The sequence below is a fragment of the Sphingopyxis sp. OAS728 genome (genome assembly GCF_014873485.1).
Classification (GTDB): domain Bacteria; phylum Pseudomonadota; class Alphaproteobacteria; order Sphingomonadales; family Sphingomonadaceae; genus Sphingopyxis.
The window spans coordinates 3,390,984-3,409,017 of record NZ_JADBDT010000001.1 but is presented as its reverse complement, the minus strand read 5'-3'; the positions used below and the strand labels follow the sequence as shown (position 1 = coordinate 3,409,017).

Annotated in this window: 19 protein-coding genes; 7 read left to right on the top strand and 12 right to left on the bottom strand. The window is 65.2% G+C overall.

Going from position 1 to position 18,034, the window contains the following annotated elements:
* Positions 1–40 precede the first annotated feature (40 nt).
* The 4 genes from GGC65_RS16140 to GGC65_RS16125 all read right to left on the bottom strand — a co-directional run bounded on the left by GGC65_RS16140 (position 41) and on the right by GGC65_RS16125 (position 3,702).
* Positions 41–844 carry a crotonase/enoyl-CoA hydratase family protein gene (locus GGC65_RS16140; protein WP_192648089.1) on the bottom strand — a complete coding sequence of 268 codons (804 nt, stop codon included), beginning with the start codon at positions 842–844 and terminating at the stop codon, positions 41–43.
* A gap of 13 nt (positions 845–857) precedes the next feature.
* The gene (locus GGC65_RS16135; protein WP_192648088.1) at positions 858–1,466 is read right to left on the bottom strand and encodes a 2-hydroxychromene-2-carboxylate isomerase; all 609 of its coding nucleotides are present in this window, start codon (positions 1,464–1,466) and stop codon (positions 858–860) included.
* Positions 1,467–1,470: 4 nt separating this feature from the next.
* Positions 1,471–3,003, bottom strand: coding sequence for an acyl-CoA synthetase (locus GGC65_RS16130; protein WP_192648087.1), 1,533 nt, complete (start codon positions 3,001–3,003; stop codon positions 1,471–1,473).
* Positions 3,004–3,147: 144 nt separating this feature from the next.
* Positions 3,148–3,702 carry a response regulator transcription factor gene (locus GGC65_RS16125; RefSeq protein WP_225940853.1) on the bottom strand — a complete coding sequence of 185 codons (555 nt, stop codon included), beginning with the start codon at positions 3,700–3,702 and terminating at the stop codon, positions 3,148–3,150.
* A gap of 246 nt (positions 3,703–3,948) precedes the next feature.
* On the opposite strand from GGC65_RS16125, the gene GGC65_RS16120 reads away from it, so the two are divergent.
* On the top strand, positions 3,949–5,493 hold the full coding sequence (locus GGC65_RS16120) for a class I adenylate-forming enzyme family protein (RefSeq protein WP_192648086.1): 1,545 nt from the start codon (positions 3,949–3,951) through the stop codon (positions 5,491–5,493).
* On the opposite strand, the gene GGC65_RS16115 is transcribed toward GGC65_RS16120, so the two are convergent.
* The 6 genes from GGC65_RS16115 to crtY all read right to left on the bottom strand — a co-directional run bounded on the left by GGC65_RS16115 (position 5,469) and on the right by crtY (position 10,833).
* Positions 5,469–5,990 (bottom strand): AAA family ATPase, encoded by a 522-nt coding sequence (locus tag GGC65_RS16115; RefSeq protein ID WP_192648085.1) that lies wholly within the window; start codon positions 5,988–5,990, stop codon positions 5,469–5,471. The two genes, GGC65_RS16120 and GGC65_RS16115, sit on opposite strands and share 25 nt — an antisense overlap.
* The gene (gene pnuC / locus GGC65_RS16110; RefSeq protein ID WP_192648084.1) at positions 5,987–6,556 is read right to left on the bottom strand and encodes a nicotinamide riboside transporter PnuC; all 570 of its coding nucleotides are present in this window, start codon (positions 6,554–6,556) and stop codon (positions 5,987–5,989) included. Before pnuC ends, GGC65_RS16115 begins: the two co-directional genes overlap by 4 nt.
* Entirely contained in the window at positions 6,553–7,512 is a 960-nt protein-coding gene (locus tag GGC65_RS16105; protein ID WP_192648083.1) for a phytoene/squalene synthase family protein, read from the bottom strand. Before GGC65_RS16105 ends, pnuC begins: the two co-directional genes overlap by 4 nt.
* A complete protein-coding gene (locus tag GGC65_RS16100; protein ID WP_093510350.1) occupies positions 7,512–8,093 on the bottom strand; it encodes a TIGR00730 family Rossman fold protein in 582 nt (193 codons plus the stop codon). The genes GGC65_RS16105 and GGC65_RS16100 overlap by 1 nt, the downstream gene beginning before the upstream one ends.
* Before the next feature lie 116 nt (positions 8,094–8,209).
* The gene (locus tag GGC65_RS16095; protein WP_192648082.1) at positions 8,210–9,679 is read right to left on the bottom strand and encodes a phytoene desaturase; all 1,470 of its coding nucleotides are present in this window, start codon (positions 9,677–9,679) and stop codon (positions 8,210–8,212) included.
* Positions 9,676–10,833 carry a lycopene beta-cyclase CrtY gene (crtY, locus tag GGC65_RS16090; protein ID WP_192648081.1) on the bottom strand — a complete coding sequence of 386 codons (1,158 nt, stop codon included), beginning with the start codon at positions 10,831–10,833 and terminating at the stop codon, positions 9,676–9,678. The genes GGC65_RS16095 and crtY overlap by 4 nt, the downstream gene beginning before the upstream one ends.
* A 74-nt stretch (positions 10,834–10,907) precedes the next feature.
* Between crtY and GGC65_RS16085 the strand changes: the two genes are divergently transcribed.
* Genes GGC65_RS16085 through trmB form a run of 6 tightly spaced genes read left to right on the top strand, consistent with a single transcriptional unit; the run spans position 10,908 to position 16,924 of the window.
* Positions 10,908–11,666 (top strand): sterol desaturase family protein, encoded by a 759-nt coding sequence (locus GGC65_RS16085; protein WP_192648080.1) that lies wholly within the window; start codon positions 10,908–10,910, stop codon positions 11,664–11,666.
* Positions 11,611–12,021, top strand: coding sequence for a DUF2141 domain-containing protein (locus GGC65_RS16080; protein ID WP_225940852.1), 411 nt, complete (start codon positions 11,611–11,613; stop codon positions 12,019–12,021). The genes GGC65_RS16085 and GGC65_RS16080 overlap by 56 nt, the downstream gene beginning before the upstream one ends.
* A gap of 33 nt (positions 12,022–12,054) precedes the next feature.
* Positions 12,055–13,644, top strand: coding sequence for an apolipoprotein N-acyltransferase (gene lnt, locus GGC65_RS16075; RefSeq protein ID WP_192648078.1), 1,590 nt, complete (start codon positions 12,055–12,057; stop codon positions 13,642–13,644).
* Positions 13,645–13,692: 48 nt separating this feature from the next.
* Positions 13,693–14,913 (top strand): methionine adenosyltransferase, encoded by a 1,221-nt coding sequence (gene metK, locus GGC65_RS16070; RefSeq protein ID WP_192648077.1) that lies wholly within the window; start codon positions 13,693–13,695, stop codon positions 14,911–14,913.
* Entirely contained in the window at positions 14,910–16,169 is a 1,260-nt protein-coding gene (locus GGC65_RS16065) for a threonine synthase (protein ID WP_413052734.1), read from the top strand. Before metK ends, GGC65_RS16065 begins: the two co-directional genes overlap by 4 nt.
* 41 nt (positions 16,170–16,210) lie before the next feature.
* Positions 16,211–16,924: a tRNA (guanine(46)-N(7))-methyltransferase TrmB gene (gene trmB / locus GGC65_RS16060; protein ID WP_192648076.1), complete on the top strand. Its 714-nt coding sequence runs from the start codon at positions 16,211–16,213 to the stop codon at positions 16,922–16,924.
* Here the strand turns inward: trmB and GGC65_RS16055 are convergent.
* The gene (locus GGC65_RS16055) at positions 16,921–17,067 is read right to left on the bottom strand and encodes a hypothetical protein (protein WP_192648075.1); all 147 of its coding nucleotides are present in this window, start codon (positions 17,065–17,067) and stop codon (positions 16,921–16,923) included. The two genes, trmB and GGC65_RS16055, sit on opposite strands and share 4 nt — an antisense overlap.
* A 92-nt stretch (positions 17,068–17,159) precedes the next feature.
* Positions 17,160–17,990 carry an alpha/beta fold hydrolase gene (locus GGC65_RS16050; RefSeq protein ID WP_192648074.1) on the bottom strand — a complete coding sequence of 277 codons (831 nt, stop codon included), beginning with the start codon at positions 17,988–17,990 and terminating at the stop codon, positions 17,160–17,162.
* Positions 17,991–18,034 lie beyond the last annotated feature (44 nt).

Sequence of the window (18,034 nt, the reverse complement as noted above, 5' to 3'; positions counted from 1 at the left end):
GTCTCGACTTCGCTCGACACGAACGGATATCGAGCGATGGTCAATCGACGAAGTTCGGCTTCCGCTTCTGCATGCCGGCCATCACCGCTTCCATCTGGTTCGGGGTGCGGATGACCTTCACCTGCTCGTCACTTTCGGCCTGAAGGATTTCGGCGTCGCTTGCATCGGCAAGCATGTTGCACAGCCGCTTCGCCCCTCGGATCGCGTGCGGATTCTTGTCGGCGATCACTTGCGCAAGTTCCATCGCCCGCGCCAGCGGATCGTCCGAGACATGCGTCGCAAAGCCAAGCAGCTTCGCCTCCGACCCGTTGAACTCGCGGTTGGTGTAGATCAGCTCGCGCAGCACATCGTCGGCGACCTGCGTGCGCCACAGCGCCATGCCCGCGACGTCGGGGACGAGCCCCCAGCGCATTTCCATGATCGCGATGCGCGTGTCGGGGTGGACGATCCGAATGTCGGCGGCCGCCATGATCTGGCTGCCCGCGCCAAAGGCGACGCCGTGCACCGCGGCGATCACCGGCACCGGGATTTCGCGCCAGCCCCACGCCGCATATTGGGCGTTGTTCGCGATCCCGCGCGTGCGATCGGACAGGCTGCCCCCCGCGCTGCTCGCCCCCGGATCGCGATCATTGCTGAGGCTCGACAGGTCGAGTCCGGCACAAAAGGCCCGGCCCTCGCCCGACAGGACCACGACGCGGAGGCCCGCAGCCGCCTTCAACTGGTCGACCGCCTCGGCGAGCGCTTCCCACATTGCGGGGTCGAGCGCATTCATCTTGTCGGCGCGGATCAGGCGGACGTCGGCGATCCCGCCTTCGAGCATGGTGATCGAAATACGGTCTTTCACGGGAGAGTCCTTTTCAACGTGTGAGCGCGGCCTCGACAAGCGGAAGCTGGTCGTTGCCGAAATACATATCGTCATGGTCGACAAAAATCGTCGGCGATCCATAGCCGCCACGCGCGATGACTTCATCGGTGTTCGTGCGCAGCCGCGCCTTCACCGCATCGCTGCCGGCCGCAGCAGCCAGCGCATTGCCATCGAGCCCTTCGGCATCCGCGACCGCCGCAAGCACAGCGGGGTCATCGAGATTCTCTTGCCGATCGAAATAGCTGGCAAAGGCGCCGCGCGCGAAACGGACGAGCGCCGCCTGATCCTCTTCGAGCGCGCAGCAGAAACGCATCGCGGTGATGCTTTTTGCCGGATGCCACCGCGACGGGAAATTCATCGGCACGCCCGCGAGCCGCGCCCAGTCCTTCAGCACTTTCCAGCTATGCGTCAGCCGCCGATTATCGACCTGCTCGCGCGCTGCATAGACGGCCGGGTTCACCGCGTTGAACACCCCGCCGACAAGGATCGGCCGGTACACAGCCGTCGCGCCGGTGCGTTCGAGCACGCCTGGCAAATTGTGGAACGCAAGGCAGGTCCACGGCGAGGAGAGGTCGAAAAAGAATTCGACGCGGGCGGTCATCGGATCAGGCCTCCGCCTTCGCTTTCTCCCAATATTGATCACGAAGCAGGCGCTTGTAGAGCTTGCCGGTATCGTGCCGCGGCAGCGCTTCGAGGAAGTCGATGCGGCGCGGGATCTTCACCCCCGACAGTTTCTCGCGCGCATAGGCGATCAACTCGTCGCGGAACGCCTCGTTCGCGTCCGCCATGTCGGCGGGTTGAATCACCGCGATCACTTCCTCGCCCATTTCGTCGTGCGGGCCGCCGACGACCGCGACGTCGGCAACTTTCGGGTGCGTGACGAGATGGTTCTCGATTTCCTGCGGATAGATGTTCACCCCGCCCGAGATGATCATGAAGCTCTTGCGATCGGTGAGGTAGAGGAAACCTTCTTCGTCGAGCTTGCCCACATCGCCCAGCGTCGACCAGCCTTTCGAGTTGCGGCTCGACGCGGTTTTCTCATTATCACCGTGATATTCGAAGACATTCTCGCTTTCGAAAAAGACCGCGCCCTCCTCGTTCGGACCAAGCTCGGTCTCATTATCCTCACCCATGACGTGCACCGTCCCGAGGATCGGGCGCCCGACGCTACCCTTGTGCGTCAGCCAGTCGGGGCTGGAAATGAAGGTCATGCCATTGCCTTCGGACCCTGCATAATATTCGAAGAGCACGGGCCCCCACCAGTCGATCATCGCCTGTTTGACCGGCACCGGGCACGGTGCGGCGGCATGGATCGCGACCTTGAGCGACGACGTATCGTAGCGCGCGCGGACGTCATCGGGGAGCTTGAGCATCCGCACGAAATGCGTCGGGACCCATTGGCTCGAATTCACGCGATATTTTTCGATGTGCGCGAGCGCGGCTTCGGGGTCGAACTTCTTCATCAATACGACGGTCCCGCCGAGGCGGTGGATCGTCATCGACCAGCGTAGCGGCGCGGCGTGATAGAGCGGCGCGGGCGAGAGATAGATGCTGTCCGAATTGATCTGGAACACCGCCGACGCAAGCATGACGAGGCTGTTCACCGCATCGATCGCGGGATCTTCGGGCAGCGGCACGCGCACGCCCTTCGGCCGGCCGGTGGTGCCCGACGAGTAGAGCATGTCGACCCCGGCGCGCTCGTCGGCGACCGGCGTCGCGGGCATTGCGCCGACCGCCTCCTCCCAGCTCTCGTAACCGGGGATATCGCCGCCCATCGCAAAGCGCTTGATCCCAGTCGTGAGCTGCTGTGCGGCGCCAGCGAGGCTCGCCGACACGACGAGGATCTTTGCGCCCGAGTTTTCGAGGATATAGTCGGTCTCGTCTTGCGTCAGCCGCGACGAGATGCAGACATAACGCAGCCCCGCGCGCTGCGCGCCCCACGTCAGACCATAATAATGCGGCGTGTTGTCGAGCATGAAGGCGACGACATCCTCATGCCCGAGACCATGCGAACGAAAGAGCTGCGCGGCACGGTTCGAGGCGGCGTCGAGCTCGCCATAGCTGATCGCCTCTCCCGTCTCGGCGACAATGATCGCGGCTTTGTCAGGATTGGCACGGGCATGGACTGAGGGGTGCATCGGGCATCGTCTCCGGGAATCGTTGGTTTCTTTATGTCGAAGATGAGTAGCAACCTGAAACTTTTGGTCAAGCAAGCTGGGACCGATGACAGGTTCGCGATCAAGAAGCGGCAAATTGGGGAGCAAGATCGGGCGACGCGACGCTTAATAGGGTCGCGAACGCAACGCGTAACCCTGCCCCTTCACCGTGTGCAGCATCGGCCAGTCGAACCCGCGATCGACCTTGGCGCGCAGCCGCGACATATGCACCTCGACCCGGTTGGTGCCGGGATCGAAATCGAGCCGCCACACCGCTTTGAGCAGTGCATCGCGCGATAGCGGGCGGTCGGGCACGCGCGCGAGATTGGCGAGCAGGTCGAATTCCCGGAGCGGCAGGCGGATGATCCGGCCCGCGCGCTCGACGCGCCGGTCGATCAGGTCGATGCGCAGCTCGCCCTCCCCCAATTGCCCGGCGGCTATGCGGCTGCGGCGCAGCAGGCCAGCGATCCGCGCGAGTATTTCGGGCAAATTGCCCGTCCAGCCAACCGCATCGTCTGCCCCTGCACTAAGCGCAATCATCCGGTCGTCGAGCGAATCGCGGTCCGAAAGCGCGATTAGCGGGCGACGGCCGATCGCCGACCGCGCCAGCCGGACGAATTCGAAGGGCTCCTGCCAACCCAGGAACGGGTTGACGACCAGCAGGTCGAAACAACTGTCCATCCAGGGACGAATCCCGTTCACATGCGGTGGCAGGAATTGGACCCCCATGCCTGCCGCTACGACCGCCGCCCCGAGCGCCTCGGCTCGCGCTGATACGGGATGATAGATGGCGACCCGCAATTTCCGGTCGTCCGTTTCCGCAATATTCGATGATGCCACCCGCATCCCCCGTCGTCGCCGCAACTTGCTGTCGCGCCGCCGCCCCACCGCCATTGCACCGCCTTTCGGCTGTGCTAACCCCTAGACATGACCAGTATCGAAATGCTCGACGGCGATTTCGCCACCCTTCCCGACCTTGTCCGTGCCCATGCTGCGGAACGTCCCGATGCCGTAGCGGCTGCCGACGCGGTGCGGCGACTGAGCTGGTCCGAACTGGATCAATTGACCGACCGAATCGCGGCGCGGCTGCAGCAGGACGGATTCGCGAAAGGCGACCGCACAGCGATCGCGGGTCTCAACAGCGTCGAGCAGATGGCCGTGATCATCGGCACGCTGCGCGCCGGCGGGGTCGCGGGGCTGGTCACCAACAGCGCGACCGGCGAACAGATGGCCGCGATGATCGCCGACACCGGCGCGCGCCACCTGTTCCTCGACAGCGCGGCAAAGGCAGGCCTCGAAGGCCATGTCATCACCGCGAGCGACCTGATCGCGATGGACGGCAGCGACGCGGGCTCGCCGCTCGACGCCTGGCTGTCGCTCGCGGGCGCCAAGCCGCGGCCGGTCGAGATTTTGCCCGAGGATGGTTTCAACATCATCTATTCGTCGGGGACCACCGGCACGCCGAAGGGCATCATCCACAGCCACGCCATGCGCTGGCAGCATATCATCCGCGGCGCCCCGGCCTATGGGCCCAATGCGGTGACGATCCTGTCGACCCCGCTCTATTCGAACACGACGATGGCCAGCTTCATGCCCACCGTCGGCTCGGGCGGGCAGGTCGTGTTGATGAAGAAATTCGATGCGCGCGGGTTCCTCGAACTCGCGGCGCGCGAGCGCGCGACGAACACGATGCTGGTTCCGGTGCAATATCGCCGCATCATGGCGCTCGAAGATTTCGGTAGCTTCGACCTGTCGAGCTTCGTCGTCAAATATTGCACCTCGGCGCCCTTCCCCGCAGCGCTGAAGGCCGATGTGCTGCAACGCTGGCCCGGCGGGCTAGTCGAAATTTATGGCATGACCGAGGGCGGCGCAGCCTTCATTCTTGAGGCGCATCAATTCCCCGACAAGCTCCACACCGTTGGCAAGCCCGCGCCGGGGCATATTGCGAAGGTGATCGATGAGGACGGCAACGAACTACCGCAAGGGTCGGTCGGCGAAGTCGTCGGGCGCAGCCCCGCGATGATGACGGGGTATAATAACCGCCCCGACGCGACCAAGGCGATGCATTGGCACGATGCCGAGGGAAATCTCTTCTACCGCCACGGCGATATCGGGCGAATCGACGAGGACGGTTTCCTGACCCTGATGGACCGCGCCAAGGACATGATCATCTCGGGCGGGTTCAACATTTTCCCCAGCGACCTGGAGGCGATATTGATCGCCGACGGCCGCGTCGTCGAAGCCGCCGTGGTCGGCATGCCGAGTGAGGAATGGGGCGAGACGCCCGTCGCCTTCGTCGTGCTGAAACCCGGCACCGATGCCGAGGCCGTCCGCGCCGACTGCAACGCCAAGGTTGGCAAGACGCAGCGGTTGAGTGCGATTACGGTGGTGGAGGAACTGCCGCGCAGCCCGATCGGCAAGGTGCTGAAGCGCGAGCTGCGCGACGCCTATTCGGAGAAGCCCGCCGCCTGAATCGCCGCCAGCGCATTCTGCAACCGCGCGTCGCCTTCGCCCTCGACCCATGCCCATTTGAGCTTGCGTCGGTCGAGCTCGCCGATCGCGACCTCCATGAACTGATCGCGCGCCAATTCGCTGCCGAACAGGCGCGTGCCATCCTCTTCCCACGGCAAGTCCATCGCCGGGACGAGATAGAGGTCAGCGACCTCATCCCACAGGTCGATCTCTGGCAAGCGGCGGCCGAGCAGCATGATTGCCCACGCCTGCGTCATCAAGGCATCGGTGTCGGATACGAGCCATTCGGGCCGCTGCGCGAGTGCTTCGCGCGTCGCCGCGCGATGGCCATCGAAGATCGCGAGCAGGTCGACCTCGTCGAGATTGGTGCCGTTCGCCTCGGCATAGGTGCGGCCATATTCGGGGACGACGAGCCCGCCGAGCTGGAGCGCGAGGCGGGGCGCGAGCGTCGACTTGCCGGTGCTTTCGGCGCCGTGAAGGCAGATATGGCGCGTCATATCGCCACCCTGCCCGTCGCGGCCGCGCGGCGCCACTGAAGCAGGCCGTCGATCGACAGGCCGAGCAGCACGACATAGACCGCGCTGGTCGCATAGAGGCCGCGCCACGCGAAAAGCGGCACCGCGATCAGGTCGACCGCGATCCACAGCCACCAGCTTTCGACCCTGCGCCGCGCCAGCAGCCATTGCGCGGTGATGCTGAGCATCGCGATCGCGCCGTCGACCCATGGCGCAATCGCGTCGGTGTAGCGGTCCATCGCGAAGCTCCAGCCGAACCATGCGGCGATCGTCGCAAGCGCCCAGCCCTGCCGCGCGCGGTCGGTCATCCAGCCGACGGGTATGCCGCTGTCGTCGCGGGCGCGCACCCAAGCGGCCCAGCCATACAGGTTGAGTATGAAGAAGAAGCCCTGGAGCAGCATGTCGCTATACAGCTTCGCCTCGAAGAAGACGAAGGCGTAGAGCGTGACCGCGACGAGGGCGAAGGGATAGTTCCACACGCTGCGCAGCGCGACAAGCGCGACATTGGTCAGCACGAACGCCGCGGCAATCCATTCGAGATAACTCATGCCGAGGCCTCATGCCGCGGGCGCGTCCAGAGGCCATCGCGGCTGATCCGTCGCTGCGGCGGTCGGCGCAGCACCGACCAGCCAGCGCGCGCAACCCAGCCCAATTTCGCGACAAGAGAGGTTCCCGCCCGGTGATCCCATGCGTGGTCGCCGCGCGACCGTACTTCGCGCGCTATATCGCCATAGATGCCCGCGGCGGCGAGTACCGCCCAGCGGCTGCGCGGCCCGAGCTTGCGCGCGCCCCAGCGCGCCGACGCCTCATATTCTTCCGCCATTTCGGACAGCCATTTCGCCATCACCGACAGCCGGGCGCGAAAGGCGGGGTGCATATGCTGGCCGGGCGGAATGTCGAGTTCGACCATCCATTCGACCGGCAGGTAACAACGGTCGGCGGCGGCATCCTCCGCCACATCGCGCGCAATATTGGCTAGCTGGAAGGCGATGCCGAGGTCGGAAGCACGGTCGAGGGTCGTTTCGTCGGCGGGGTCAATTCCCATGACTAGCGCCATCGCGACACCGACCGCGCCCGCAACATGATAGCTGTAGCGCAGCAGGTCGGCCTCGCTGCGCGGGCGCCAGTCCTTGGCATCGAGCTCGAACCCCGCGACGATGTCGTCGATCACCCAACGCGGGATCGCAACTTCGGTGAGCAGGAAGCCGAGCGCGTCGAACGCCATCTCGCCCGTGGGCTCCCCCGCAAAGGCCTTGTCGGTCTGCGCGCGGATATGCGCGACTGCGACTGCGGGATCATAGCCCGGCTTCATCGCGCCGCCATGATCCTGCCCGTCGGTCAGGTCGTCGGCGGCGCGGCACCAGGCATAGAGCAGCCAGACGCGCTCGCGTGTTTCGCGATCGAACAATTGGCTGGCCAGCGCAAAGCTTTTCGATCCGCGCGCGATGCTGTCGTGCGCGAAACCGTGGAGGGCATGTGCGTCATAGGCCCCCTCCTCGATCATTACAGATTTTCGGCCTTCATCGCGAAGATCGTCTTGTGCGGGACATAGGCCGCCATCTTTTCGAGCAGGTCGTCGAGCCCTGCATCGACGATCATGATCCCGGCGTGCGCGGGTCGGATAAAGCCGACCTCGACCATGTTGCGGTTGAACGCGATGAGGTCGTTGTAGAAACCCGCGGCGTTGAGCAGCCCGACGGGCTTGCTGTGATAGCCGAGCTGCGCCCAGCTGATCGCTTCCCACAATTCGTCCATCGTCCCGACCCCGCCGGGGATGGTGAGGAAGCCGTCGGAGAGGTCGGTGAACATCTTTTTGCGTTCGTGCATGCCCGACACGACGTGGAGTTCGGTGCAGCCGCGGTGTGCGACCTCGGCGCCGACGAGTGCTTCGGGGATGATACCGATGACTTCGCCGCCAGCTTCCAATGCGCTGTCGGCGACCGCGCCCATCAGCCCCAATCGGCCGCCGCCATAGACAACGCCGATGCCCCGCTCGGCGAGCGTGCGGCCGACGTGGCGCGCGGTTTCGATATAGATCGGATCTTCGGGGGTCGCGGACCCGCAATAGACGGCAAGGCGTTTCATCACTCGGTGGCTTTCACAAATTCCGTTCGGGCTGAGCTTGTCGAAGCCCCGTCCTTCTCTTGCTGCCTTTGAAGGAAGAACGGCCCTTCGACAAGCTCAGGGCGAACGGTGGTTTGTTATTCGAGCATCAGCGCAGCCGTCGCCTTGGCGCTGCCGACGACCCCCGGGATACCCGCGCCCGGATGCGTCCCCGCGCCGACGAAGTAAAGGTTCGAAATCACATCGTCGCGGTTGTGGGCGCGGAACCACGCGCTTTGCCAGAGCACGGGCTCAAGGCTGAACGCGCTGCCGAGATGCGCCGACAGGTCGCGGCCGAAATCGGCCGGGGTGTAGTGGAAGCGGGTGACCAGATTGCCGCGGAGACCGGGCGCCACGCGGCGTTCGACTTCGTCGAGGATCGCGTCGGCGAAGCGCGCGCCGAATTCGCCGTCCCAGTCGGCTTTTGACTTCCCCAAATGCGCGACGGGGGCGAGCGCGTAGAAGGTCGAATGGCCGGGCGGCGCCATGCCGGGGTCGGTGATGCTCGGGTGGTGAAGATAGAGCGAGAAATCGTCGGGGACGACGCCGCCGTAGATATCGTCGAGCAGCCCCTTGTAGCGCGGGCCGAAAAGGATGCTGTGATGCGCGATATCGGGATAGCTGCCCTTCACGCCGAAATGGACGACGAACAGCGACGGCGACCAACGTTTGCGCGCGAGGCTTTTGGCGACCTTTGGCCCGCGCGGGTGATCCAGCAGCGCCTTGTAGCTGTGCATGAGATCGCCGTTGCACGCGACCATATCAGCGTCGGCGTGCCAGCCGCTTTGCGTCGTAATGCCGGTCGCACGATCACCCGTCGTGTCGATCTTTGCCACCGGATCGCCGAGCCGCAACGTTCCGCCGAGCCGCTCGAACAGCCGCACCATGCCGCCGACCAGCGCATTCGTCCCGCCGCGCGCAAACCAGACGCCGCCATCCTTCTCGATCGTGTGGATCAGCGCATAGATGGCGCTGGTCGTCATCGGATTGCCGCCGACGAGCAAGGTGTGAAACGACAAGGCCTGTCGCAGCCTTTCGTCCTGCACATAGGAGGAGACGATAGAATAGACGCTGCGCCACGCCTGATATTTCATCAGCGCGGGAGCTGCCCGGATCATCGCGGCGAAATCGAGGAAGGCGACCGCGCCGAGCTTCACATAGCCCTGCTCGTACACACCCTTCGAATAGTCGAGAAAGCGGTCGTAGCCGTCGACGTCGGCGGGGTGCAGCTTCGCGATTTCGGCGCGCAGCGCAGCCTCGTCGTTCGAATAGTCGAAATTCGTGCCGTCGGGCCAGTTCAGCCGGTAAAAGGGCATGACCGGGACCAGATCGACGTCGGCGGCCATATCCTGCCCGCTCAGCGCCCACAATTCTTGCAGACACGGCGGATCGGTGATGACAGTAGGCCCGGCATCGAAGGTGAAGCCGTCCTTGACCCAATGGTAAGCGCGCCCGCCGGGCTTGTCGCGCGCCTCGACCACGATCGTGTCGACGCCCGCCGATTGCAACCGGATCGCGAGAGCTAGCCCACCAAACCCCGCACCGACGACAATGGCGCGGCGGCTCATTTCCAGTCGCGCTTCGCCAGCGCGGCGATCGCGCGGCCGATCGGCACCGGGGGCTTGCCCGACAGGATGCGCAGCTTGTCCGCCGTCGTCGACCGACCGGCATAGAAACGCGCGATCAGCCCCGGTGCGAGGCGGTAAAAGCGTTCGAAGATGCGGTAGCGCGCATCGGGCTCCGACGCGCGGAAGGCCATTGCACCGAGCATGCGATAGAAGCGCTGGCGACGCCACGACGCCGCGGCGCGGTCGCGGAGGGTGGCAGGAAGGTCGGCACGATCGACAAGGCTGGGCAGCGCCGATGCAGTGCGCACGGCGTCGGGCAAGGAATAGCCGGTCGTCGCGTGGAAAGCCCCCGCGCGCACCCCGATCCGTGCCGTACGGTCCGATGCCGGCCACAACCGGTCGAAATCGCCCGCGATCACCACGGGCAGCACGCCGCTTTCCTCGCGCGTCGTCGCCGCGATATCCCAGCCCTGCGCCGCCGCATAAGCCGCGATCCTCTGGCGCACGGTTGCCAGATCGAGATCGGCACCGTCGCTGTAATAAGTGTCCTCGACGAACAACGTCTCGGCATCGAACGGCAGCAGATAGACGAAGCGATAACCGTCCAGTTGCTCGACGGTCGCGTCCATGACGACGGGCTGTTCGACGCCATGCCCGCCCTTCACCGTAAGCGCTTGTCCGACGAACTTCTGCCAGCCGCAGTCGAGCGTCGGAAATTTGGTTGCGCCGCGCGCGTCGATCACATGCTTTGCCGACAGGCGTCCGCCGCGCGACAGCAGCAGGTGGTCGGGCGCGACATGCTTGGCCTTGTCGGCGATGAGATGCCCAGCGGGCAGCGCCGCCATGACGGCATCGGCAAGCGCTTCGCCGGTGATGCTCTTATATCCCATGCGCAGGCTGCGCTCGTGCGACGGGAAGCGCACGCCATAATGTCCCCAATGATGGCGGACCAGCGGCGCGACGAGCCAACGGTCCTTCTTCGCAATGTCGCTGTCGAAAAAGGACCAGACATGATTGCCGCCGATCGGCCCCGGTTCGATCAGCCGTATGTCGAGGTCGGGGCGCTTCGCCGCGAGCGCGAGCGCGGCGAGTCCGCCGGCGAGCCCGCCGCCGACGATCGCGATGTCGCATCTATCGTTGCTCTGCCCCACCATTCCCCCGCCTTAGCCACGCAAACGCGCGGGCGCAAAGCCATTGCAACGCGGGGCCGAGCGGCTAGCCTTGCGCGATGACCGGCTGGCCGATCCTTTTTTCCGCGCTCGCGATGACCGCGATCGTCGGCGTCCGCTACCTGATCACCAGCGGCGGCTTCGCTTTTGCAACGCGGCTGAAGCATCCTGGCCTCTATCGCGGGCTGGAGCCGCAGATGCGCCGCGAGATCGGCTGGAGCCTCGCGAGCGCCGCGATTTACGGGGTTCCGGCCGGTATCGTCGCGTGGGGATGGCAGGCGCACGGCTGGACGCGCATCTACACCGACATCGGCGCCTTTCCGCTTTGGTACGTGCCGCTTAGCCTCTTCGCCTATCTGCTGGTCCACGACACATGGTTTTACTGGACGCACCGCTGGATGCACCGCCCCCGCCTGTTCCGCATCGCGCATAGCGTCCATCACGAGAGCCGTCCGCCAACCGCTTGGGCGGCGATGAGTTTTCACCCCTTCGAGGCGGTTACCGGCGCGGTCGTGATCCCGGCGCTGGTGTTCCTGATCCCGATCCATGTCGCCGTTCTGGGGCTGGTTTTGGCGATCATGACGGTGATGGGCGTCGGCAATCATATGGGGTGGGAAATGTTTCCGCGCGCGCTGGTCCATGGACCCGCAGGCCGCTGGCTGATAACCGCGACGCATCATGAGCAGCATCACGCCGCTTACCGGGGGAATTATGGGCTCTATTTCCGCTTCTGGGACAAGGCGTGCGGCACCGATCTTGGCCTTGGCCATTTCGGCCGCGCTGCTCATCGCCGCGAGCGCGCCGCCGCCGACGGTTGAGGTCAGCGTCACGGGGCTGCGCAGTACAAAGGGGCAAATCCTCGTCTGCCTGACCACCAACCCCAAGGCGTTTCCCGATTGCAGCAAGGACAAGGGATCAGTGCGGATGGCGGTAAAAGCCGCCGACGCCGGCGATTTTGCGGTCCATGCGCCCGCAGTCGGCACCTATGCGATCGCGGTCGTCCATGACGAGAATAGCAACAACAAGTTGGACACCGCGATCTTCCTGCCGAAGGAAGGCTTCGGCTTTTCGCGCAACCCGACGATCACTGTCGGCCCGCCGAGTTTCAAATCGGCGAGCTTCGCCGTGTCAGGCGACATGCGCCAGTCGATCAAGATGAAATATATGCTCTAGTGGGCGTCGCGGCACACGGCTAATAGAGCGCGCGTGACCGCGACCTCCTCCCGTATCGCCGCTTTCGCCGACCGCTGGCCAAAGCTAGTCGCCCTCCTGCTCGGTGCCGTTTCGGCGACCGGTTTCGCGCCGCTCCATCTCTGGCCGCTGACCTTGCTCGCGCTTGCCGGCTGGATGGCGCTGGTCGCGCGCAGCCCAAAGGGTTCGCGCGCGTTCGGGATCGGCTGGGCGTTCGGGGTCGGTCATTTCGTGATCGGCCTCAACTGGATCGCGACCGCCTTCACCTATCAGGCGGCGATGCCGGCGTGGCTGGGCTGGATCGCGGTCGTGCTGCTGTCGCTGTATTTGGCGGTCTATCCGGCGCTCGCAGCGTGGGGCGCTTGGATCATGAAGCCGAGGGCAGACGCGCATTTTGCAGCGCCATCCTATCTGCTTGCCTTCGCCAGCCTTTGGGCGCTCACCGAATGGCTTCGTAGCTGGATTTTCACCGGCTTCGCGTGGAACCCCCTCGGCGTGATCGCCGTGCCGCATGCGGCCGCTTCCGCCGTCTGGATTGGCACATATGGCATGAGCGGGGTCGTCTGTTTGCTCGCCGCGGTGCTGATACTGGCGTGGTTTCACCGCCGCGTCGCCGCGGCCACGCTTTTCGGTAGCCTGGTCGTCCTATGGGGTGCGGCATTCCTGTCGCAAATGGGCAGCGCCACCGACGCCGCCGTTCGGTCGAAGGGAGCCCAGCGCATCCCCATCACCGTCGTCCAGCCCGATGTCGGGCAGGAGGACAAATGGGAGGGCAGCAAGGCCGACCTCAATTTCGAAAAGCTCGCACGGCTGACCACGCCGAAGGACGACACGCCGCGCCTGATCCTGTGGCCAGAAGCGGCGGTGCCCGACTATCTCGAACCGGGCTATCCGGCACCCTATTACGACCGCTCGCCCGTCGAGGCGCGTATGCGGCTGATCAAGCTGATGAACCCCGACGACCTGATGCTGCTCGGCGCGCTCAAGCTCGAACTCGGTCGTGACGGCGACGTCGTCGGTGCACGCAACGCGGTGATGACCGTGCATGCCGACGCGACGCTCGGCCCGCGCTACGACAAGGCGCACCTCGTGCCCTATGGCGAATATCTGCCGATGCGGCCGATCCTGTCGGCGATCGGGCTGTCGCGGCTCGCCCCCGGCGATATCGATTTCTGGCCGGGCCCCGGCGCCCGCACCCTCGACCTTGGCGCCTTCGGCCGAGCGGGCCTCCAAATCTGCTACGAAATCATCTTCTCGGGCCAGGTCGTCGACCGCGCACACCGCCCTGATTTCATCTTCAACCCGTCGAACGACGCCTGGTTCGGCGGCTGGGGTCCGCCGCAGCATCTGGCGCAGGCGCGGCTGCGCGCGATCGAGGAAGGCCTGCCCGTCGTGCGCGCAACTCCGACAGGGATCAGCGCGGTGATCGATGCCGACGGCCGTATCCTCGAATCGCTGCCGATGCATGCGGCGGGGCGCATCGACACCTTTGTTCCACAGGCGCATGCCGCAACGCTCTTCGCGCGCTTTGGCAACATGCTACCGGTCGGATTTGCGCTGCTGCTGCTCGCGCTAGCCATTGCCTTTCGCCGGCGCGGACGCTAACAGCGCCGCCACATAAAGCTTCCTTTATATCGTTACAGAAGGCTCTCCATGCGCAACAGCTTCCTCTTCACCTCCGAAAGCGTGTCCGAAGGACATCCCGACAAGGTGTCGGACCAGATCAGCGATTCGATCGTCGACCTGTTCCTGTCGAAAGACCCCGAGGCCCGTATCGCGTGCGAGACGCTGACCACGACCCAGCTTGTCGTCCTCGCCGGCGAAATCCGCTGCAAGGGCGTGTTCGAGAATGACGAATGGGCCCCCGGCGCGCTCGAAGAAATCGAAGCGACCGTGCGCAAAACGGTGCGCGAGATCGGTTATGAGCAGGACGGTTTCCACTGGGAGAGCTTCCGCTTCGAAAACAACCTTCACGGCCAGTCGGCACACATCGCGCAGGGCGTCGATGAAAGCGGCGACAAGGACGAAGGCGCCGGCGACCAGGGCATCATGTTCGGCTATGCGTCGGACGAAACGCCCGATCTGATGCCCGCGACGCTCGATTACAGCCACAAGATCCTCGAACGCATGGCCGCCGACCGCAAGGCCGGCACCGCGCCCTTCCTCGAGCCCGACACCAAGAGCCAGGTCACGCTGCGCTACGCCAATGAGCGTCCGGTTGAAGCCACGGCAATAGTCGTGTCGACCCAGCATGCGCCCGGCTATTATTTCCACAATGGCGAAGGCGACGAAGCGAAATACACCGAGCTGCGCAAGTACGTCCTCGGCGTGATCGCCGACGTGCTGCCCGCCGAGCTGCTGACCGCAAACACCGTCTATCACATCAACCCCACGGGCCGTTTCGAAATCGGCGGCCCCGACGGCGACGCCGGCCTGACCGGCCGCAAGATCATCGTCGACACCTATGGCGGCGCCAGCCCGCACGGTGGCGGCGCGTTCAGCGGCAAGGACCCGACGAAGGTCGACCGTTCGGCCGCGTATATCACGCGTTACCTCGCCAAGAATATCGTCGCCGCGGGCCTCGCGCGCCGCTGCACGATCCAGCTGAGCTATGCGATCGGCGTAGCCGAGCCGCTGTCGATCTATGTCGACCTGCACGGCACCGGCACCGTCGACGAAGGCAAGATCGAGGCGGTGATCCCGCAGCTCGTCAAGCTGACGCCGAAGGGCATCCGCACCCACCTCGGCCTCAACAAGCCGATCTACAAGCAGACCGCGGCGTACGGCCATTTCGGCCGCACGTCGGAAGGCGACAGCTTCCCGTGGGAGCGCACCGACCTGGTCGACAAGCTCAAGGCCGCGCTCGCAAATTGAGCGCGTCGCTGCCGCTCAACGTCAATCTGACGGCCGGGCGGCCGACCTTTGTCACGCATCTCGAGTGCGGGCTGACCGGCGAGCGGGTCGAGGCCGATGTCCTGCATGGCCTCTCGAACGCCGGGCGCCCGCTGCTCGTCCGCTATGACCTCGCCGGCGTCGCGGCGACGATCGACAAGGCGGAAATGGCCGCGCGCCCGCGCGACCTGTGGCGCTGGCGCGAGCTGCTGCCGGTGCGGCGCACCGAAAATATCATCAGCCTCGGCGAAGCCGACACGCCTATCATCGCGCTCGACAAGGTCGCCGCGGCGGCGGGGGCCGGCGCGGGCACGCTCCTCGTCAAGGACGAGGGCCGCCTGCCGACCGGATCGTTCAAGGCACGCGGGCTGGTGATGGCGATCAGCATGGCAAAGGAGCTGGGCGTCACCAGCATCGCGATGCCGACCAACGGCAACGCCGGCGCGGCCGCGGCCGCCTATGCGACGCAGGCGGGGATCGAGGCGATCATCTTCTGCCCCGACGACACGCCCGAGATCAACGTCCGCGAGATCGCAGCACAGGGCGCGCGCGTCTATCGCGTCAACGGGCTGATCGACGATTGCGGCAAGCTGGTGCGCGAGGGCGCGGCGGCGAACGGCTGGTTCGACCTCTCGACCTTGAAAGAGCCCTATCGGATCGAGGGCAAGAAGACGATGGGGCTCGAGCTCGCCGAACAGTTCGGCTGGGAGCTGCCCGACGTCATTTTCTATCCCACCGGCGGCGGCACCGGGCTGATCGGCATGTGGAAGGCGTTCGCCGAACTCCAGGCGCTCGGCTGGATCGGTGCCAAGCTGCCGCGCATGGTCGCGGTGCAGGCCGAAGGCTGCGCGCCGATGGTGCGCGCGTGGGAGGCGGGCGAACGCCACGCGGCGCGCTGGGAAGACGCCGCGACGATCGCCGCGGGGATCCGCGTCCCGCAAGCGGTCGGCGATTTCCTGATCCTCGACGCGGTACGCGAATCGGGCGGCCGTGCGATGGCGGTGAGCGATACGGCGATCCAGCAAGCCGTCGATGACGCCGCGCGCAGCGACGGGCTGCTACTTTGCCCCGAAGGCGGCGCAACGCTCGCCGCGTGGCGACAGGCGCGCGCCGAGGGCTGGGTGCGGGACGGCGAGACCGCCTTGCTCTTCAACTGCGCCACGGGGCTCAAATATCCGCTGCCCGACGCGTCGCAGACGCTCGACCGCCACGCGGCGATCGACTTCACGCGGCTCTGAGCGGCTTGCCGCCGCGCGGCCTTGGGGCTAACGCGCGCGCCATGACTGCTTACAAACCCGGCGATCCGACGACGATCAACCGCCTCTATGGACGTTCGAAGGGCAAGCCCCTGCGTGCGGGCCAACAGGATCTGGTCGATACCTTGCTGCCGCAGATCGCGGTGCCCACCGAGGGCGACGTCACCGCCGAAGCGCTGTTCGGATACGACCGTCCGCTGCACTTCGAGATCGGCTTCGGCGGCGGCGAACATATGGCGGGGCGCGCCGACATGCTACCCGACCATGGCTTTATCGGTGCCGAGCCCTTTCTCAACGGCGTCGCGCAGGCGCTCGTCCATGTCGCGGGCGATCATGGCGAACGATTGCCGCTGGGCAATGTCCGCATTCATTTCGGCGATGCGCTCGAAGTGCTGCGGCGAATTCCTGACGGCGCGCTGAGCTTCGCCTATCTGCTCCATCCCGATCCCTGGCCCAAGGCGCGCCATGCGAAGCGCCGGATGATGAACGACGGTCCCCTCGACCTGATCGCGGCGAAGCTGAAGCCCGGCGGCGAATTCCGTTTCGGCACCGATCACCCGATCTATCTGCAGCACGCGCTGATGGTCATGCGCCGCCACCGCCACCAGTTCGAGTGGTTGGCGCAGGACTGCAAGGATTTCCAAGTCCGTCCCGGCGGCTGGCCCGAAACGCGCTACGAAGCCAAGGCGCGCGCGCACGGACATGAGGTGTGGTACTTCCGCTATCGGCGGATCTAGTCGCCTGCCTCGCGCTTGGCCGCCTTCGCCTGCCGCAGGTGGTTTTCGCGCAGCGCCAGTTCTTCATACCGGCACAGCGGGATCGCGGCCTTGTCGGCGAGGCGATCGGGGGGCGTTTCGCGGCGGGGTTTCTTGCCGGGCATGACAGGGATCAGCCTAAACCATCCACCGCGCACAAACAAATGAGGCCGCCATCGCGCAAACGTGCGATGGCGGCCTCGATCGACCGTCCGGGTCAGCCTTGGATAAAGGCGAGGATATCGGGATTGATGACTTCGGGATGCGTCGTGCACATGCCGTGCGGAAAGCCCTCATAGCTCTTGAGCGTGCCGTTCTTCAGCAGCTTCGCCGAAAGCGGCGCCGAATCGGCATAGGGCACGATCTGGTCGTCGGTGCCGTGCATCACCAGCACGGGCACGTCGATGGCTTTCAGATCGTCGGTGAAGTCGGTTTCCGAAAAGGCCTTGATGCAGTCATAATGCGCTTTTGCGGCGCCCATCATGCCCTGACGCCACCAGTTGAGGATCGTCGCCTCCGAGATTTTCGCGCCCGGACGGTTGAAGCCGTAGAAAGGGCCCGCAGCGAGATCGTGGAAGAATTGCGAGCGGTTGGCGTTCTGCGCAGCGCGCAGGTCGTCGAAGACCGTAATTGGCAGGCCGCCCGGATTTTTGTCCGACTGGACCATCACCGGCGGCACCGCGCCGATGATCACCGCCTTGGCGACGCGTCCCGGCTTGGCGCGCGCAACATAATGGACGGCTTCGCCGCCACCGGTCGAATGACCGATGTGGATCGCGCCCTTGAGGTCCAGCGCGTCGGTCAGCTCGGCGACGTCGGCGGCATAGGTGTCCATCTCATTGCCCGTCCAGGTCTGGCTGGAACGGCCATGGCCGCGGCGATCATGCGCGATGACGCGGAAGCCCTTTTCGAGGAAGAACATCATCTGGTTATCCCAGTCGTCCGCCGACAGCGGCCAACCATGGTGGAAGACGATGGGGGTCGCGTCCTTCGGACCCCAATCCTTGTAGAAGATTTCGGTGCCGTCGGTCGTTTTGATGAAGCTCATGTCACTGCCTTTCGTTGCGCGGCAAAGAGGGGTGCCTTGATAGC

What these genes read in the sequence shown, in the direction of transcription:
- GGC65_RS16130 (WP_192648087.1), bottom strand. Translation starts at nt 3,003, where the DNA reads ATGCACCCCTCAGTCCATGCCCGTGCCAATCCTGACAAAGCCGCGATC.
- GGC65_RS16105 (WP_192648083.1), bottom strand. Translation starts at nt 7,512, where the DNA reads ATGATCGAGGAGGGGGCCTATGACGCACATGCCCTCCACGGTTTCGCG.
- pnuC (WP_192648084.1), bottom strand. Translation starts at nt 6,556, where the DNA reads ATGAGTTATCTCGAATGGATTGCCGCGGCGTTCGTGCTGACCAATGTC.
- GGC65_RS16135 (WP_192648088.1), bottom strand. Translation starts at nt 1,466, where the DNA reads ATGACCGCCCGCGTCGAATTCTTTTTCGACCTCTCCTCGCCGTGGACC.
- GGC65_RS16120 (WP_192648086.1), top strand. Translation starts at nt 3,949, where the DNA reads ATGACCAGTATCGAAATGCTCGACGGCGATTTCGCCACCCTTCCCGAC.
- GGC65_RS16095 (WP_192648082.1), bottom strand. Translation starts at nt 9,679, where the DNA reads ATGAGCCGCCGCGCCATTGTCGTCGGTGCGGGGTTTGGTGGGCTAGCT.
- trmB (WP_192648076.1), top strand. Translation starts at nt 16,211, where the DNA reads ATGACTGCTTACAAACCCGGCGATCCGACGACGATCAACCGCCTCTAT.
- crtY (WP_192648081.1), bottom strand. Translation starts at nt 10,833, where the DNA reads ATGGTGGGGCAGAGCAACGATAGATGCGACATCGCGATCGTCGGCGGC.
- GGC65_RS16125 (WP_225940853.1), bottom strand. Translation starts at nt 3,702, where the DNA reads ATGGACAGTTGTTTCGACCTGCTGGTCGTCAACCCGTTCCTGGGTTGG.
- GGC65_RS16115 (WP_192648085.1), bottom strand. Translation starts at nt 5,990, where the DNA reads ATGACGCGCCATATCTGCCTTCACGGCGCCGAAAGCACCGGCAAGTCG.
- GGC65_RS16055 (WP_192648075.1), bottom strand. Translation starts at nt 17,067, where the DNA reads ATGCCCGGCAAGAAACCCCGCCGCGAAACGCCCCCCGATCGCCTCGCC.
- GGC65_RS16100 (WP_093510350.1), bottom strand. Translation starts at nt 8,093, where the DNA reads ATGAAACGCCTTGCCGTCTATTGCGGGTCCGCGACCCCCGAAGATCCG.
- GGC65_RS16085 (WP_192648080.1), top strand. Translation starts at nt 10,908, where the DNA reads ATGACCGGCTGGCCGATCCTTTTTTCCGCGCTCGCGATGACCGCGATC.
- metK (WP_192648077.1), top strand. Translation starts at nt 13,693, where the DNA reads ATGCGCAACAGCTTCCTCTTCACCTCCGAAAGCGTGTCCGAAGGACAT.
- GGC65_RS16050 (WP_192648074.1), bottom strand. Translation starts at nt 17,990, where the DNA reads ATGAGCTTCATCAAAACGACCGACGGCACCGAAATCTTCTACAAGGAT.